Genomic DNA, 15,769 nt, shown 5'->3' with positions numbered 1-15,769 from the left:
ACTGTCTGTTCGATTATTCTAGATTAATGGAAATGACAGAGGCAACCCAATCCCTGGCCGCACTGGGCCATGCCTCGCGGCTGGCGATCTTCCGCCAGCTGGTGGAAGCCGGACATGGCGGCCGCATGGCCGGCGAACTGGCACAGGCGCTGTCGCTGCCGGGCGCGACCTTGTCCTTCCACTTGAAGGAATTGATGGCCGCCGGCCTGATCCACGGCGAGGCGCGCGGGCGTTACGTCAACTACCGCGCGGACTTCGAGGCGATGAACGGCCTGATCGCGTTCCTGACCCACAACTGCTGCGCCGGCGACGCCGAGGCCTGCGGGCCGGACGCGAACCAATGCACGACCGCGGTGACGACATGCAAGACCGGCGGCCGATGAGCGACCGCGGCCACGCCGCCGTCGAGGCGCCGCCAGCGGCCAAGCGGATGGCCTCGTTCGAACGCAATCTCACCTGGTGGGTGTCGGCCTGCATCGTCGCCGGCACCGCGCTGGGCCATGGGTTTCCCGATGCGTTCGCCGCGCTGGGCGCGCTCGAGATCGCCCGGGTCAATCTGCCGGTCGCCGTGCTGATCTGGCTGATGATCGTGCCGATGCTGCTGAAGATCGATTTCGGCGCGATGCGCCGGGTCGGCCGGCATTGGCGCGGCATCGGCGTGACCTTGTTCGTCAACTGGGCGATCAAGCCGTTCTCGATGGCCTTGCTGGGCTGGATCTTCATCCGCCATGTGTTCGCGCCGTGGCTGCCGGTCGAGCAGATCGACGCTTATGTCGCCGGGCTGATCCTGCTGGCGGCCGCGCCGTGCACGGCGATGGTGTTCGTCTGGAGCAACCTGTGCGACGGCGACCCGGAGTTCACCCTGAGTCAGGTCGCGTTGAACGACCTGATCATGGTGGTGGCGTTCGCGCCGATCGTCGCCCTGCTGCTGGGGCTGTCCTCGATCACGGTGCCGTGGCAGACCCTGATGCTGTCGGTGGGCCTGTACATCGTGGTGCCGGTGGCGATCGCCGTGGTGGTGCGCAAGGCGGTGCTCGCGCGAGGCGGCGAGGCCGCGTTGCAAACGTTGCTGCAGCGGCTCGGGCCGATCTCGCTGGTCGCGCTGCTGTCGATGCTGGTGCTGCTGTTCGGTTTCCAGGGCCGGCAGATCGTCGCCCAGCCGGCGATCATCGCGATGCTCGCGGTGCCGATCCTGATCCAGGTCTATTTCAATTCCGGCGTCTCCTATCTGCTCAATCGCAAGCTTGGCGTCGCCCATTGCGTGGCCGGGCCTTCGGCGCTGATCGGCGCCAGCAATTTCTTCGAACTCGCCGTCGCCGCGGCGGTCGGCATTTACGGCGTGCATTCCGGCGCCGCGCTGGCGACGGTGGTCGGCGTGCTGGTCGAAGTGCCGGTGATGCTGTCGGTGGTGCGTATCGTCAATGCGTCCAAGGGCTGGTACGAAGCACGCGCTTGACGGCGTCTGCCTGGGCTAAGGCATGGCGCCGCGCTGCAGTGTGTTACGGCATCGAGCCGCCGAAGGATCATCCGGCCGATGCCGAGGCTTTCATCGCCGCGCTCACGCGCGGCTTTGTACAGTGCAAGCCGCATCCATCGGCAGGGCATTGCAACCATGCGATCGCATCCGTGAGCCAGATCATCAGTCCATTGGCCGGAAAGCCGGCGCCGGCCTCGATTCTGGCCGACATCCCGGCGTTGCTGTCCGCCTATGCCGACCTGCGCCCCGATGCGTCGGTCGCGGCGCAGCGCGTCGCCTTCGGCACCTCCGGCCATCGCGGCAGCTCGCTCGATCGCAGTTTCAACGCCTGGCATATCCTCGCGATCAGCCAGGCGATCTGCGATTACCGCACCAGCCAGGGCATCGACGGGCCCTTGTTCATCGGCCTGGACACGCATGCGCTGTCGCAGCCGGCGTTCGAGAACGCGCTGGAGGTGCTGGCCGCCAACGGCGTGGAGACGATGATCGCGAGCGGCGGCGAATTCACCCCGACGCCGGCGATCTCGCACGCGATCGTGGCCTACAACCGCGGCCGCGCCACCGGTTTGGCCGACGGCATCGTGATCACCCCGTCGCACAATCCGCCCGACAACGGCGGCTTCAAGTACAACGCGATCAACGGCGGCCCGGCCGGCACCGAGATCACCGCGTGGGTGCAGCATCGCGCGAACGCATTGATCGAGGCCGGGCTGAAAGGCGTCGAGCGCATGCCGTACGCACAGGCGCGCGCGGCCTCGTGCATCCACGAGCACGACTACCTCAACACCTATGTCGCCGATCTGGCGAGCATCGTCGACTTCGATCTCATCCGCGGCGCCGGTGTGCACATGGGCGTCGATCCCCTGGGCGGAGCGGGTGTGCGCTATTGGTCCGCGATCGCCGAGCGTTACCGGCTCGACCTCACCGTGGTCAGCGACGTGGTCGATCCGCGCTTCGCGTTCATGACCGCGGATTGGGACGGCAAGATCCGCATGGACCCGTCGTCGAACTACGCGATGCAGCGCCTGATCGGGTTGAAAGACCAGTACGACGTGGCCTTCGCCTGCGATCCGGATCACGACCGCCACGGTGTGGTCACCCGCAGCGGCGGCTTGATGGAGCCGAATCATTATCTGTCGGTGCTGATCGATTATTTGTTCCAGCATCGGCCGCACTGGGACGACCGGGCCGCGGTCGGCAAGACCGTGGTGAGCACCGCGCTGATCGATCGCGTGGTCAAGCGTCTGGGCCGCAGGCTGTTTGAAGTGCCGGTGGGTTTTAAATGGTTTTCCGACGGCCTGCTCGACGGCTCGCTCGGCTTCGGTTGCGAAGAAAGCGCGGGCGCATCGTTGCTGCGGCGCGACGGCACGGCCTGGTCGACCGACAAGGACGGCCTGGTGCCGGCGTTGCTGTCGGCCGAAATCACCGCGCGTCGCGGCCAGGACCCCGGCGATGCCTACGCGCGATTGACCGACGAACTCGGCAAGCCCTTCGCCAGCCGTATCGATGCGGCCGCGACCCCGGCGCAGAAAGCGAAACTATCGAAGCTGTCGCCGGCGCAATTGCGCACCGACCGCCTGGCCGGCGACGCCATCGAACAGGTGCTCAGCGCGGCGCCCGGCAACGGCGAGGCGATCGGCGGGATCAAGGTCGTCGCCGCCGAGGGTTGGTTCGCCGCGCGGCCGTCGGGCACCGAGGCGATCTACAAGATCTACGCCGAAAGCTTCAAGAGCGAGGATCAGCTGCGGCGGTTGCTGCAAGAAGCGCAGCAGATCGTGGATGCGGCGCTGGAATGACCGGGCCAAGGCGCTCGCGATCGGATCGATCGCGGGCATGCGTTGTCAGGATGTCCAGTCCAGCCACGTCCCCGGCGCCATCGGCTGGATGACGACGGGCTTGTCGCGCGCGGCCTCGCGCAAGCGGCCGATCGGATCGTCGACTTCGACGTAGTCGTCCATGCCGGTCACGCCGTAGTGGATGGGAATCAAGCGGCGCGCGCGCAGGATGGTCGTGGCCGCGACCGCCTGTTCCGGGGTCAGCACGCCGGGCAGGCCGCTGACCGGTTTGCGCCAGCCGAAGCGCGCGCCGTTGACCGGCAGGAAGGCCGCGTCGAACGGACCGAACTGGCGCCCGATCCGCCACCAGTGCCCGTGCCAGAGCGTGTCGCCGCCGTGGAAGATGCGGCGATCGCCGGCCGACACCACCCACGAGACCTGCGGATCGCCGTAACCGTCCGACGCGGGCACGGCGGTGGCGGTGAAGTCGCCGAGCAGTTGCGGCTCCCACGGCGCGCTGGGCCGCGCGCGCGCCTTCGCGGGCATGGGCAGCGGGTTGGTTCCCAGCGGATACGCCAGGGTGCCGCCCTGGCTCAGCGCCTGCGCCGCGGCCGTCGCGTCGAAATGGTCGGGATGCGCGTGCGTGATCAGGACGCTGGTATCGCCGACGGTATCGTTGACGCGAATCAGAGGGTCCTTGAGCGCGGCGCCCCAGGCATCGGGATTGATCAGCGGGTCGATGAACAAGGTCGCCTGCGGCAGTTGCAGGCGGATGCCCGCCCACGCCAGCCGCTGGATGCGCAGTTCGTCGCTGCCTGTGGCCGCGAACGCGCGAGCACCGGGAAGCAAGGCCGCGGCGGCGAGGCCGGCGCAACCGGACAGGAACTCGCGCCGGCCTATGCGGCGGCGCAGCGTCAGATCGTCGCGACTCATGCTTGCACCGCCCGCGGCGCGAGCGCGGCATCGAGCGCGAACACCGACTGGGCGACGATCACATCCAGATTGCGTCGATGCCATTCGCGTTCGAAGCCGGTCGGTTCGACCCGTGGCGCCAGGCAGGCCTCGATCGCAATCGCGGCGATGCGATCGTCGATGGCCTGCGCGGTCGCGGCCACGCGGATGCGCACGACCGCTTGTTGCAACTGGTCCAGGTAATGGAGCGCATTGTCGAGCGCGGCGGCGGGAAACCGGCCGATATGCCCGCCGACGACGCTGCGCCGGCCGAATTGCCGCATTCGTTCGATCGCCGCGCGGATCAGTTCGGGATCGGCCTTGGACAGGTACACGATGTTGCCGACGATGTTGTCGCCGGCGCAGACCAGATCGGCGCTGGCGACGTCGATGCTGAGGTGATCCATGGTCTTGCCGGGGTTATGGATCAGCCGCAGTTCGTGCCGGCCCCATCGCAGCGTCATCGCGCTGTCGAACAGCAGCCGCGGTTCGCGATAGAACCTGTCGACCCGTTGGTTCTGCGACAGGAAGCAGTGGCGGTAATGCCGATGCGCGATCGTCAGCGCGTCGGGGAACAACGACAGGCCGGCGAGGTGGTCGCTCATGAAGTGGGTCGATACGATCGCGCGCACGGTCTTGCCCAGTTCCTCGCACAGCACGCGGCGCAGCCAGCGCGCGTCGTCCAGGCTGCCGAGCGTATCGACCAGCAGCGCGTCGTCGCCGTCGAAGAAGGCGCAAGCGACCGATTCGTGATCGTCGCCGACGAACATCGCTACGTCCTGGTCCAGTAGTTCGAATCGCATGCCGCGTGTCCGCCGTTTCGATGGCCGCATCATTTCCGCCGGCGCCGTCGCCGACAAACGAGATGTTTTCGCGCACGCCTTAGTAAAACTAACTTGATAGGATGCGACCCCGGCACCGTGCGTTCGAGGTTCCTCGTGAAGCCCCGCCATCCAGTTCCGCTCAATGCCTTGCGGGCCTTCGAAGCGGCCGCGCGATGCCTGAGTTTTCAGCTCGCCGCCGAGCAGTTGTTCGTCACGCCGGCCGCGGTCAGCCATCAGGTCAAGCGCCTGGAGGCTTACCTGGGAGTGAAACTGTTCCACCGCGGCCATCGCGCGGTCGAGCTGACCGCCGAGGGCGATGCGCTGGCCGCGTCGCTGGGCGAGTTGTTCGCCTCGCTCGATCTGGCCCTGGACCGCGCCATCGCGCCCACCACCGCGCACCTGCGCGTGAGCACCATGGAATCGTTCGCCGCGAAGTGGCTCGCGCCGAGGCTGCACCGCTTCCATCGCGACTGCCCCGAGCTCAAGCTGCGCATCGAGACCGGCAACGAGCCGGCCGATTTCGTCCGCGACGGCATCGACGTGGCCATCCGTTACGGGCCGGGCGGCTACAGCGGGGTGCGGGCCGAGCGATTCCTGGACGCGCCGGTGTTCCCGGTCTGCGCGCCGGTGTTGGCCGATGGACAGTCGCCGCCGGCGACGCCCGACGATCTGCGGCAGCACACGCTGCTGCACGACGAAAGCGCCACCGGCCGCGCCGGCGTGCCGGATTGGGCGGCGTGGCTGAAGGCCAGCGGCGTGGACAAGGTGGACGCGACGCGCGGTCCGGTGTTCGCGAGCATCTACCTGGCCCAGGAAGCGGCGGTCGCCGGGCACGGCATCGCGCTCGGCGTGGCACCGCTGGTCGAGGACGATCTGCGGCGCGGCCGCCTGATCAAGCCCTTCGAGCCGGTCCTGGCGAACGCCTACGGTTTCTGGATCGTGCGTCGGCAAGGCGACGACGCCTCGCCGGCGGTCGAGGCGTTTTGCCGCTGGTTGCGCAACGAGGCATGCGCGGCCTGAGCGATCGTCGCGCGCCGCCGCGGTGCGCAGTCGATGCTGAGCCGGTCGCGCCCGATCGCGCCGCGGCGGTGACGAAAAAAAACAGTGGATCGCGTCCGAATCGGTACCATCCCGACAAGCGCGCGCAACAGCGCCCGCGCAGCAGAGAACCGCAGATGCCGCATTCGCCAGGCCCGCCGTCACCGGCGGCGTATTTCGAACGGGTCGACCGCCATCGTTTCCGCGCGACCGAGCAGGTCGGCGGCGGCTGGAACCCCGCCGAGCAGCACATCGCACCCGCGTTCGGGCTGCTGGCCCACGCGGTCGAGGCCGACCGCGATGCGCGACGCGACGACGGGCTGCGGCTCGCGCGCCTGTCCTACGACATCCTCGGGGTGCTGCCGATCGACGTGGTCGACATCGAAGTGGCGGTGCTGCGGCCCGGCCGCACGATCGAACTGGTCGAAGCGCGCCTGAGCCACGCCGGCCGGGTCGCGGTGATCCTGCGGGCCTGGCTGATGCAGGACTACGACACCGCGGCCTGGGCCGGCAGCACGCTGCCGCCGATCGCGCCGGTCGAGACCATGCCGGTGTGGGAACCGGGCAGCGTGTGGCCGGGCGGCTTCGTCCGCAGCGTCGAGGTGCGTCGCGCGCAGGTCGAACCAGGACGCGCATCCTATTGGCTGCGCACCGCGTGTTCGCTGATCGCGGGCGAACAGGTCAGCGCCACCGCGCGCGCGCTGGGCATGCTCGATATCGCCAACGGCATCACTCCGCGCGCTTCGACCGACGAGGTCGTGTTTCCGAATCTCGATCTCACCGCGCATCTGTTCGCGTCGCCGCGCGGCGAATGGCTGGGGCTCGATACCAGCGTCAGCTTCGGCGCCAACGGCATCGGCCTGACCCACAGCATTCTTCACGACCGCCACGGCCCGATCGGCGCGATGTCGCAATGCCTCACCATCCGGCCTCGCGGCCGGTAAGCAAAGCTTCGGTCTCGCGGCGGGCGCAAGCCCAAGGCGAAGCCTTCATGCCGGCATCGAGTGACACCGCCGGGCCGTTATCCACGCGATGGCCGCGACCGATGCGCCGCCACGCAATCCATTCCAGGTTCGCTATCATGCCGACACTATTGCGTCTGACGATTTTCCTCGCTGCGCTGGCAGCGTCCGCCGCCGCTCACGCCGGCAAGGTGCAAGGCCCGGACATCCGCATCGACGATGTCACGCGTTTCTATGCGCTGTACGACGCCACCGGCGGCAAGCCGAGCGTGGCGCAGATCGAACAGGACTACCTCGCCGGCGGCACCCAGAGCCTGCACGAGTTCGCCAAGCTCCGCCGCGTCACCGCGCAGCGCATCGCCGATCGCCTGGCCAGCGATCCGGCCATGTATGCGAAGGCCAAGGACTGCCTCGCGGCGCTGCCGGCGGTGAAAAAACGCCTCGTCGTATCGTTCGAGCGCCTCGCGGACTTGTACCCGCAGGCGCGATTCCCGCCGGTCGCGATCGTGGTCGGCCGCGGCCGGCCGGTGGGCATCACCAACCCGGCCGGCGTCACCATCGGCCTGGAAGCCCTGTGCGCCGCGGACTTCATGAACCCGGACGTGGAAGACCGTTTCGTCCATGTCATCGCCCACGAATACGCCCACATCCAGCAGACGATAGTCACCGAGTTCGAGAAGGGCGATCCGAACGCCACGGTGCTGCGGTTCGCGCTGGCCGAAGGCGCGGCCGAATTCATCGGCGAACTGATTTCCGGCAAGGTCGCCAATGCGAAGCATGCGGGCTGGACGCGCGGCAAGGAGCTTGAGATCGAATCGGCGTTCGTGCGCGACATGGACGGCATCGATTTGACCGCGTGGTTCTACGATTACCGCAGCGGTTCGGACGAGCCCTACGACATGGGCTACTGGGTCGGCTATCGCATCGTCAAGGCGTATTACCTGCAAGCGAAGGATCGAAAGGCCGTGCTGAAGGAGATCATCGAACTCGACGATCCCAAGGCGTTCCTGGCGAAAAGCGGCTGGACGCCGGGCATGAAGTTGCCGGAGTCCATTGAAGCCGCGGATTGAACGACGACAGGCTCGGTGGCGCGCCAGTCGACCGCCGTGCGAAATCGAGTCGAATGCCGTCGCGCCAATCGCGTGCCGATATCGGCGAGGATTCCGCGGTTCGATGCCGAACCGGCGCGATCGATTAATCGCCACGTTCCCATGATCGTCGGCGCGACGCTTCGATCGCGTTAGTGCGTACACGGAGCCGTTTTTTCTGCGACGCAGGTGCGCAATCGCCTTCTTCCGCGACGCAGCACCGATGCTAGGCTGCCTGCGCCCGATCCTGGGCCTCAAGGAGAGAGACGCATGATCCGCACCACCAAGTTGATGACCCTGTGTGCTTTCGTGTTCGGCCTGAGCTTCGCCACCACGGCGTTCGCGGCCTGCAATTCCGGCTGTTTCTCGCGTTGCCAGACGGCCGCGATCAATCAGTGCCTGGCCGACGGCGGCGGCGACGATTGCTATACGGACGTCACGTACTACCACTGCTATCGCAATTGCGGCTGCATCATTCCCTGATCGTGGATCGCCACCGCGGCAGTCGATGCGCGCGCCTCATCCGTGTGGATGGGGCGCTTTGGTTTTGGCGTCCGGTGACGATGCGCGGCGCGACTGCGCAGTGACCGCGCGTCCTCTGGCCGTGTGTCGATGCACAACCTCTAGGCCGGCTGCATCACCACGCCGCTGATCCTCACGTTGAACAGCGAGGCGATCAGCCGCCGCACCGCGGCGATGCTGGGCGTGGGCAGGTTGCAGCGATGCTCCTTGCCGCTGAAGTCGCGGATGTAGATCGCGCCCGCTTTGCGCGACACCGCAAAATGTTTTATCGAACCGTCGCGGCTGATGCCCGATGCCGTGAACCAGATCCGCTTCGTGGTCGTTCGCTCGCTCACATCCTTGGCTCCTGCTGTGTCCGGCCGAACTGCCGCGGTTGCCGCGGCAGGGGCCTGGTACAAGTCGGAGTGATGGGGTTGCGGGAAAGTTCCGGTTGCCTGGCGATGATCTTCGATAGCTTTCGTCGCGAATTTCGTCAGAACCGATAGGTCAGCGCCACGCGCACGTTGCGCGGTTCGCCCCAGGTGTAGGTGCTGTAGTAGCTGAAGATCGTGTAATAGCGCTTGTCGAGCAGATTGCTGACGTTGAGCGTCGCCGACAGTTTGTCGTTGATCTCGTAACGGGTCATCAGGTCGAGCAACCAGTACGGCTGCGTGCGGTGTTCGACCGTGCCCAGCGACGGATGCGGGATCGAGCCGAAGGTCTGGTTCTGCCAGCGCGCGCCGCCGCCGACGGTCCAGCCCTGCAGACCGCCGCGCAGACGGTAGCTGGTGTGAATGCTGAATTGGTCTTCCGGTTCCAGGGTCGAGACCTTGGCGCCGGCCTGACGCGCGAGTTTGTGCGCGTAACCGGCCTGGATTTGCCAGCCCGGCAGCAACTGGCCCGAGATCTCGAATTCGTAACCCTTGGTGCGCACGCCGGGCAGGGCGCGGTAGGCGATGCCGCCCGACGGCGTGCGACCGCCGGTCGGATCGGGGTAGTTGTCCTGATCGAGCTGGAACACCGCCGCGCTGGCGTTGAGGCGGCCGTCGTAGAACTCGCCCTTCAGGCCGACTTCGTAGTTCTGTCCTTCCAGCGGATCCAGCGCGCGGCCGCGTTCGTCCTGATAGCTCTGCGGCTTGAAGATGGTGCTGTAGCTGGCGAACGCGGAGAAATTCCGGTTCAGGTCGTAGACCACGCCGGCGTACGGCACCACCACGCCGCTCTTGTCGATGTCGACCGACTTGTAGCTGCCGATGCGGCTGCCGACGATCAGCTTGAGCGGGTCGGCCAGGTCGAAGCGGCCGACGATGTAGGCGCCATTCTCGCGGGTCACGACGTTGTCGCCGAAACCGCGCTGCCAGGCCGGCTCGGGGATGTCGCCGTTCCATGCGCGGTAATCGGGCACCTCGGTCGGATAGTCGGCCGGCGCGAAGTAACCGGTGTTGGTCCAGCGCTTGCGCGACAGGCTGCCGCCGACCACCAGTTCGTGCTCGCGGCCGAACCAATCGAAGCGGCCGCTGACGTATACGTCGGCGGCGTTGCTGACGGTCTTGCCGATGTACTGGCCCAGCCACAGGCCGACCCCCGCGCCGGTGAGCGGATCGGGATTGCCGGACGCGGCCGCGCCGAGCGCGGCGTCGTAGCCGTTGACCTGATGGTTGAGCTGCAGCTTGACGAGCCAGTCGTTGCCGAAGCGATGCTCCAGCGTGGCGAAACCGGTGCGCGTGTACTGGCGCCAATGGCTCCAGCGCGCGCCGTTGTTGAACGAGCGCGGCTTGTCGTTGAAGTCGCCGTTGCTGTCGAGCAGCGGGATGCCGCCCCAGCTCGAGCCCTTGGGATCGCTGTCCTGCGCGTCGGCGCCGACGCTCAGCAAGGTGGATTCGCCCAGGTCGGCTTCGACGATGCCGTACAGCACCTGGGTGCTGCGCTGGTAATGATCGCTGTGCGTGTGACCGTCCTGGAACGCGGCCACCGTGCGGCCGCGCACGCGTCCGTCGTCGGTCAGCGGGCCGCCGACGTCGACCTCGGCGCGGTAGTCGTCCCACGAACCGGCGCCGAGCGTGGCGCTGCCGCGCACGGCGTCGCGCGAGGGTTTCTTGCGGATCAGGTTGATGGTCGCGCCCGGATCGCCCATGCCGGTCAGCAGGCCGGTCGCGCCCTTGAGCACTTCGACGCGGTCGTAGATCGCCATGTCGCTGAGCGTGTTGCCGGCCGAATAGGCCGAATCGCGCTGCATCGGGATGCCGTCGTACTGGAAGTTCTGCACCGCGAAGCCGCGCGCGTAATACTCGGTGCGTTCGCTGTCGTAGGTGACGATGCTCAGGCCCGGGGTGACGCGCATGACATCGTCGATCCCGGTCAGGCCGAAGTCGTCCATCTCCTGGCGGGTGATCACGCTGATCGACTGCGGGGTCTGCCGCGGCGTCAGCACCAGGCGCGTGGCGGTGGCGATGGTGCCGGGCGTGTAGGCGCCGCTGCCTTCGGTGACGGTGCCGAGCTGGTTGGCGGTGACCTCGACGGTTTCCAGGGTCCGCGGATCGGCCGCTGCCGGCGGCGGCGTATCGCGATCGGGCGACGTTTGCGCGCTGGCGCTACCGACGGCGCCGAGGCCGAGCAGGCCGGCCGCGAGGATGCGATGCAGGCTGAGTGCGAGCGAGCTGGGTGCGAGTAAGCCCGGGCCATTCGGCCGCGACCCAGGCAGGCGACGGGAAAACCACGGACGAGTAGAAACCGGCATGACAAGCGCTTCCAGAAAGGGGTGAATTCCTCTGGCGTCGGCTTGAGGGTGCGGTGGTGGTCGCGCGGCGTGCAGCCCGCGGCGAGCGGCGATTATAGGCCGCCGCCGGGGGTTCTCAAAACGCAGGCCGGCCGGGGCAGGGCGCGCGGCACACGCGTCTGGATCGTTTTCGTCGAAGTCGAGCCATCGCCTACACCATCGCCGCGGCGATCGCCGTCAGTTCCGCGCGCAGGCGCGGCGTCGCGTAATCGATGAAGGCCCGCAACACCCGATTGCGGCGCGGCACGCGATGGAACAGCAGGTTCACCGGCACCGGTTCGGGTTCGAACGCGGGCAGCACCCGCACCAGCCGGCCGGCGGCGAGGTGTTCGATGACCTGATAGCAACGCGCTCGGCAAATACCGTTGCCGCGGATCGCCGCGTCGATCGCCGCCACCGCGCCGTTGAGGGCGATGCGCGGCTGCACCGCGACCGATATCGCGCGCTGGCGCGGCGAGCTGCGATCGACGAACTGCCACAGCTCGCGCTCCTTCGCCTCGTCCTCGCCGAGGCAGGCGTGCGCGCGAAGCTCGGCCGGTGCCCGCGGCGCGCCGCAACGCGCGATGTAGCCGGGCGACGCGCACACCAGGCGCCTGACCTCGCCGAGCCGGACCGCGACGATGCCCGAGTCGGGCAGGGGCGCCAGGCGCACGGCCATGTCGACGCCTTCGTCGACCAGATTCACGATCCGGTTCAACAGCAGCACCCGCGCGCGCACCAGCGGATGTTCGGCGAGGAAGTCCTCGACCACCGGCAACAGCTTGAGCCGGCCGAACAAGTCCGGCGCGGTGATGGCGAAACTTCCGCTCAGCGCGCTGTCGTTCTTGATCCCGCGCTTGTCCGCGTCCTCGACCTCCGACAATTCGGCCAGCACCGAGCGGTACACGGCGGCATGGCGTTCGCCGCTGTCGGTGAGCCGCAGGCGGCGCGCGCTGCGGTGCAGTAGCCGCTCGCCCGAGCGTTGTTCGAGCAGGGTCACCGCGCGGGTCACGGTCGCGGGCGATCGCCCCAGCGCGCGCGAGGCCGCGACCAGCGAACCCTTGTCCACCACGGACAGGAAAATCAGCATCGCGTCGAGCCGGTCCATGATTTCATCATCTGAAATATTGGATTTCCACGGTACCGGCTTATTACCGCTATTGAAACTGCCTAGACTCCCGCTCGACGCGTCGATGGACGCAGCGGCGTTGGAGACACTGGCGATGAACGGGTTCGATCGGAACGAGTTGAATAAGGGCGGGCTGGACAAGAGCGCGTTGGATCAAGGCCGACGCAGTCTCGTCACCGCGATCGGCCTGGGCGCGATCAGCGGCGCGGCCTGGGCCAACGGCGACGGGCGCAAGCCGACGACTAACAACCCATCGGCATTGGAAGCGAGCACCGCGACCGCATCGGTTCGCTATGCCACGCAGCAAGTCGGCGAGGTGAGCGTTTTCTATCGCGAGTCGGGGCCGTCCGATGCGCCAGTGCTGCTGTTGCTGCACGGGTTTCCGAGCGCCAGCCACATGTTCCGCGACCTGATCCCCTTGCTCGCGCAGCGCTACCGGGTGATCGCGCCGGACCTGCCGGGTTTCGGCAACACGCTGGCGCCGCCGCGCGCGTCGTTCGAGTACAGCTTCGATCGCCTGGCGCAGGTGATGGCGGGGTTCGTCGATGCGCTCGAACTCACCCGCTATGCGCTGTACGTCTTCGACTACGGTGCGCCGATCGGTTTTCGCCTGGCGATGAAACACCCCGAGCGCATCGCCGCGATCGTCAGCCAGAACGGCAATGCCTACATCGAGGGGCTGAGCCAGGAATGGGAGCCGTGGCAGGCCTACTGGCGCGATCCCAGCGCGCACAATCGCGACGCCTGCCGGGCCGCGTTGACCGATGAGGCGATCCGTTTCCAGCATGCGCATGGCGCGCCGGCGCATCGGCTCTCGCCGGACGGCTATCAGCTCGACAGCTTCCATATGCGCCGCCCTGAAGCCCAAGAGATCCAGCTCGACCTGATCCTCAGCTACCGCAGCAACGTCGCGCTGTATCCCGCGTTCCAGAACTATTTCCGCGAGTATCGTCCGCCGTTGCTGGCGGTGTGGGGCAAGCACGATGTGTTCTTCATTCCGCCGGGCGCGCAAGCCTTCAAACGCGACCTGCCCGACGCCGAGATCAACTTTCTCGACGCCGGCCATTTCGCCGCCGAAACCCATTACGTCGAGATCGCCCGGCTGATGCGCGACTTCCTGCGCCGGCATCGGTACTGAGCCGGCCGGTGCAGCGCCTAGCGCGCATCACCGATGCAAGGGCGCCAGGAAATGCCGCGCGGCATGTCGCGCCGCGGACGCTTCATCCCCGACCCACTCGCGGAACTTGACGATCTTCGCGCTGTGCTGGCGCCCGGCCGGGCAGGTGAACCAGAACGCACGGCCGTCGCGGGCGACGAAGTCGTGGGCGGGGACCAGTTCGCCGGATTGCAGCGCGTGATGGAACAGGATCGGCGAGCCGATCGCGATGCCGTGGCCGGCGATGGCGGCGGCGATGTCGAGATATTCGGCGGAAAGATGGGTGCCGAACCGGCCGCGCAGATCGACGTCGGCGAAGCCGCGCGCCTGATACCACAGCTGCCACCAATCGGAGCGGCCGAGCAGCGGCACGCGCACGGGTTCGCGCGGATCGGCGATGGCGGCCGCGGCCGCGCGCAAGGCCGGCGCGCACAGCGGCATGAACACGCTCGGAAACAGTTCGGTGGTGTGCAGTCCGGCCCATTGGCCGTGACCGTTGCGGATGGCGGCGTCGAACTTGCCCGCGCTGAGGTCCTGCGCTTCGGCCGACAGGTCCAGCTCCAGCGAGATGTCCGGATGGCGCGCGCGGAACCGACCCAGCCGCGGCGTCAGCCAGCTGGTGCCGAAGCTCGGCAGCGCGGTCAGGCTCAGTTGCGAGCGATCGGTCTCGACCGCGCGGATGAAGCTCGCGCGCAAGGCGGCGAAGGCCTTGGTCGCCTCCGCGGCCATGACCTCGCCCGGCGCGGTCAAGGTCACCCGCTGCGGGTGACGCACGAACAGCCGGACGCCGACCTGATCCTCGAGCCGGCGCACGTGATAGCTGACCGACGCGGCGCTGGTGTCGAGCTCCTGCGCGGCCTGAGCGAAACTGCCCAGGCGCGCCGCCGCCTCGAAGGCGCGGATCGCGATCAGGGACGGCATGCGAGGGGTGTCGACCATAAGCGTGGCTTAGCCTGCGGGCTCGTAATCGGATGGTCAACCGGCGCGGCGGTTTGCAACCATCGGCTACCGCCCATCGGAACTGCGAGCATGCTCAGACGTGATTTCCTGCGCTGGTACGTATGGAGCGCGGCGGCGGCCGCCGCGCTGCCGCTGTCGGCCGCGCTGGCGCGAACCCCGACCGAACCGTCGCACCGGTCCAAAGGACGCGCGCACGATTGGGACTGGCTGATCGGCAGTTGGGACGTGCGCCACCGCCGCCTGCGCGAGCGCCTGGTCGGCAGCGACGACTGGCAGGACTTCGGCGGCAAGAGCGCGGTCTGGTCGACCTTGGGCGGGCTGGGCACCATCGACGACAACCTCGTCGACCTGCCCGGCGATCCCTACCGCGGCCTGGGCATCCGCGCCTTCGATGCGGTCAGCGACAGCTGGGCGATCTGGTGGCTCGACGGACGCAGGCCCGGCCACATCGATCCGCCGGTGCGCGGCAAGTTCGACGGCGACAGCGGCCGCTTTTTCGGCCGCGACACGCTGCGCGGCAAGCCGATCGTCATGCGCTTCACCTGGCGCGCGATCCACGGCCGGCGTCCGTGGTGGGAGCAGGCCTTTTCCGCGGACGACGGCGCCACCTGGGAAGTCAATTGGCGCAACTGGTTCACCCGCACGGATGCTGTTCCCAAACCGCTGCCGCCGCTGACGGATGCGCCGGACGACTGGGCGTTTCTGGTCGGCCGCTGGCAGGTGCAGCATCGTCGGCTGCGCCAGCGCCTGACGGGCAGCGACGAGTGGGATGTTTTCGACGGCACCTTGGTGAACTGGCCGGTGCTGGGCGGTCACGGCAATGTCGGCGACAACCTGATGCGCTTTCCGGGTGGCGAGGTGCGCGGCATCGGCCTGCGTCAGTACGATCCCGACCGCCGGCAATGGCTGAGCTGGTGGCTCGACGGCCGCGATCCCACGCGCATCGGCGCGCCGCTGCGCGGGCGCTTCGTCGACGGCGTCGGCACGCTGCAGGGCGAGGACACGCACGACGGCAAGGCCATCCTCACTCGCGTGGTGTGGTCGCAGATCACCGCACGTTCGGCGCGATGGGAACAGGCGGCGTCCGCGGACGGCGGCGCCACCTGGGAAACCAATTGGATCAGCACCTTCCAGCGTATCGATTAGGAGACCG

The 15,769-nt window shown here is 67.7% G+C and carries 15 protein-coding genes; 9 read left to right on the top strand and 6 right to left on the bottom strand.

Annotation, left to right across the window (positions count from 1 at the left end; translation table 11 throughout):
* The first annotated feature begins 26 nt into the window (after positions 1–26).
* From IEQ11_RS24990 to pgm, 3 genes are all read left to right on the top strand, one after another.
* Positions 27–383 (top strand): ArsR/SmtB family transcription factor, encoded by a 357-nt coding sequence (locus IEQ11_RS24990; RefSeq protein WP_191821566.1) that lies wholly within the window; start codon positions 27–29, stop codon positions 381–383.
* Between the two features lie 47 nt (positions 384–430).
* On the top strand, positions 431–1,456 hold the full coding sequence (gene arsB / locus IEQ11_RS24985) for an ACR3 family arsenite efflux transporter (RefSeq protein ID WP_191821581.1): 1,026 nt from the start codon (positions 431–433) through the stop codon (positions 1,454–1,456).
* 170 nt (positions 1,457–1,626) lie between these two features.
* Positions 1,627–3,273: a phosphoglucomutase (alpha-D-glucose-1,6-bisphosphate-dependent) gene (gene pgm, locus IEQ11_RS24980; protein WP_191821565.1), complete on the top strand. Its 1,647-nt coding sequence runs from the start codon at positions 1,627–1,629 to the stop codon at positions 3,271–3,273.
* 45 nt (positions 3,274–3,318) lie between these two features.
* On the opposite strand, the gene IEQ11_RS24975 is transcribed toward pgm, so the two are convergent.
* Positions 3,319–4,185, bottom strand: a complete 867-nt coding sequence (locus tag IEQ11_RS24975) for an MBL fold metallo-hydrolase (RefSeq protein ID WP_191821564.1) — start codon at positions 4,183–4,185, stop codon at positions 3,319–3,321.
* The gene (locus IEQ11_RS24970) at positions 4,182–5,006 is read right to left on the bottom strand and encodes an MBL fold metallo-hydrolase (RefSeq protein ID WP_191821563.1); all 825 of its coding nucleotides are present in this window, start codon (positions 5,004–5,006) and stop codon (positions 4,182–4,184) included. Before IEQ11_RS24970 ends, IEQ11_RS24975 begins: the two co-directional genes overlap by 4 nt.
* 135 nt (positions 5,007–5,141) lie before the next feature.
* Here IEQ11_RS24970 and gcvA point away from each other — a divergent pair, with 135 nt between their 5' ends.
* From gcvA to IEQ11_RS24950, 4 genes are all read left to right on the top strand, one after another.
* A complete protein-coding gene (gene gcvA / locus IEQ11_RS24965; protein WP_191821562.1) occupies positions 5,142–6,047 on the top strand; it encodes a transcriptional regulator GcvA in 906 nt (301 codons plus the stop codon).
* 155 nt (positions 6,048–6,202) lie between these two features.
* Positions 6,203–7,009 carry a thioesterase family protein gene (locus IEQ11_RS24960; RefSeq protein ID WP_191821561.1) on the top strand — a complete coding sequence of 269 codons (807 nt, stop codon included), beginning with the start codon at positions 6,203–6,205 and terminating at the stop codon, positions 7,007–7,009.
* 137 nt (positions 7,010–7,146) lie between these two features.
* Complete coding sequence (locus IEQ11_RS24955; protein ID WP_191821560.1) at positions 7,147–8,097, top strand: DUF2268 domain-containing putative Zn-dependent protease; 951 nt, start codon at positions 7,147–7,149, stop codon at positions 8,095–8,097.
* A 288-nt stretch (positions 8,098–8,385) separates the two neighbouring features.
* On the top strand, positions 8,386–8,598 hold the full coding sequence (locus IEQ11_RS24950; protein ID WP_036105448.1) for a hypothetical protein: 213 nt from the start codon (positions 8,386–8,388) through the stop codon (positions 8,596–8,598).
* A 140-nt stretch (positions 8,599–8,738) separates the two neighbouring features.
* Here IEQ11_RS24950 and IEQ11_RS24945 read toward each other — a convergent pair whose 3' ends face one another.
* The 3 genes from IEQ11_RS24945 to IEQ11_RS24935 form a co-directional block, all read right to left on the bottom strand.
* Complete coding sequence (locus IEQ11_RS24945; RefSeq protein WP_191821559.1) at positions 8,739–8,891, bottom strand: hypothetical protein; 153 nt, start codon at positions 8,889–8,891, stop codon at positions 8,739–8,741.
* A gap of 218 nt (positions 8,892–9,109) precedes the next feature.
* The gene (locus IEQ11_RS24940) at positions 9,110–11,353 is read right to left on the bottom strand and encodes a TonB-dependent siderophore receptor (RefSeq protein WP_191821558.1); all 2,244 of its coding nucleotides are present in this window, start codon (positions 11,351–11,353) and stop codon (positions 9,110–9,112) included.
* Between the two features lie 190 nt (positions 11,354–11,543).
* Positions 11,544–12,479 carry a LysR family transcriptional regulator gene (locus IEQ11_RS24935; RefSeq protein ID WP_191821557.1) on the bottom strand — a complete coding sequence of 312 codons (936 nt, stop codon included), beginning with the start codon at positions 12,477–12,479 and terminating at the stop codon, positions 11,544–11,546.
* A 115-nt stretch (positions 12,480–12,594) separates the two neighbouring features.
* On the opposite strand from IEQ11_RS24935, the gene IEQ11_RS24930 reads away from it, so the two are divergent.
* Entirely contained in the window at positions 12,595–13,638 is a 1,044-nt protein-coding gene (locus IEQ11_RS24930; protein WP_191821556.1) for an alpha/beta fold hydrolase, read from the top strand.
* A gap of 27 nt (positions 13,639–13,665) precedes the next feature.
* Here IEQ11_RS24930 and IEQ11_RS24925 read toward each other — a convergent pair whose 3' ends face one another.
* On the bottom strand, positions 13,666–14,577 hold the full coding sequence (locus tag IEQ11_RS24925; protein WP_228464536.1) for a LysR substrate-binding domain-containing protein: 912 nt from the start codon (positions 14,575–14,577) through the stop codon (positions 13,666–13,668).
* 108 nt (positions 14,578–14,685) lie between these two features.
* Here IEQ11_RS24925 and IEQ11_RS24920 point away from each other — a divergent pair, with 108 nt between their 5' ends.
* A complete protein-coding gene (locus IEQ11_RS24920) occupies positions 14,686–15,762 on the top strand; it encodes a hypothetical protein (RefSeq protein ID WP_191821554.1) in 1,077 nt (358 codons plus the stop codon).
* Positions 15,763–15,769: the final 7 nt, after the last annotated feature.

It is taken from the genome of Lysobacter capsici (assembly GCF_014779555.2).
GTDB classification, from domain to species: Bacteria; Pseudomonadota; Gammaproteobacteria; order Xanthomonadales; family Xanthomonadaceae; genus Lysobacter; species Lysobacter capsici.
This window is presented reverse-complemented; position numbering and strand designations above follow the sequence as displayed.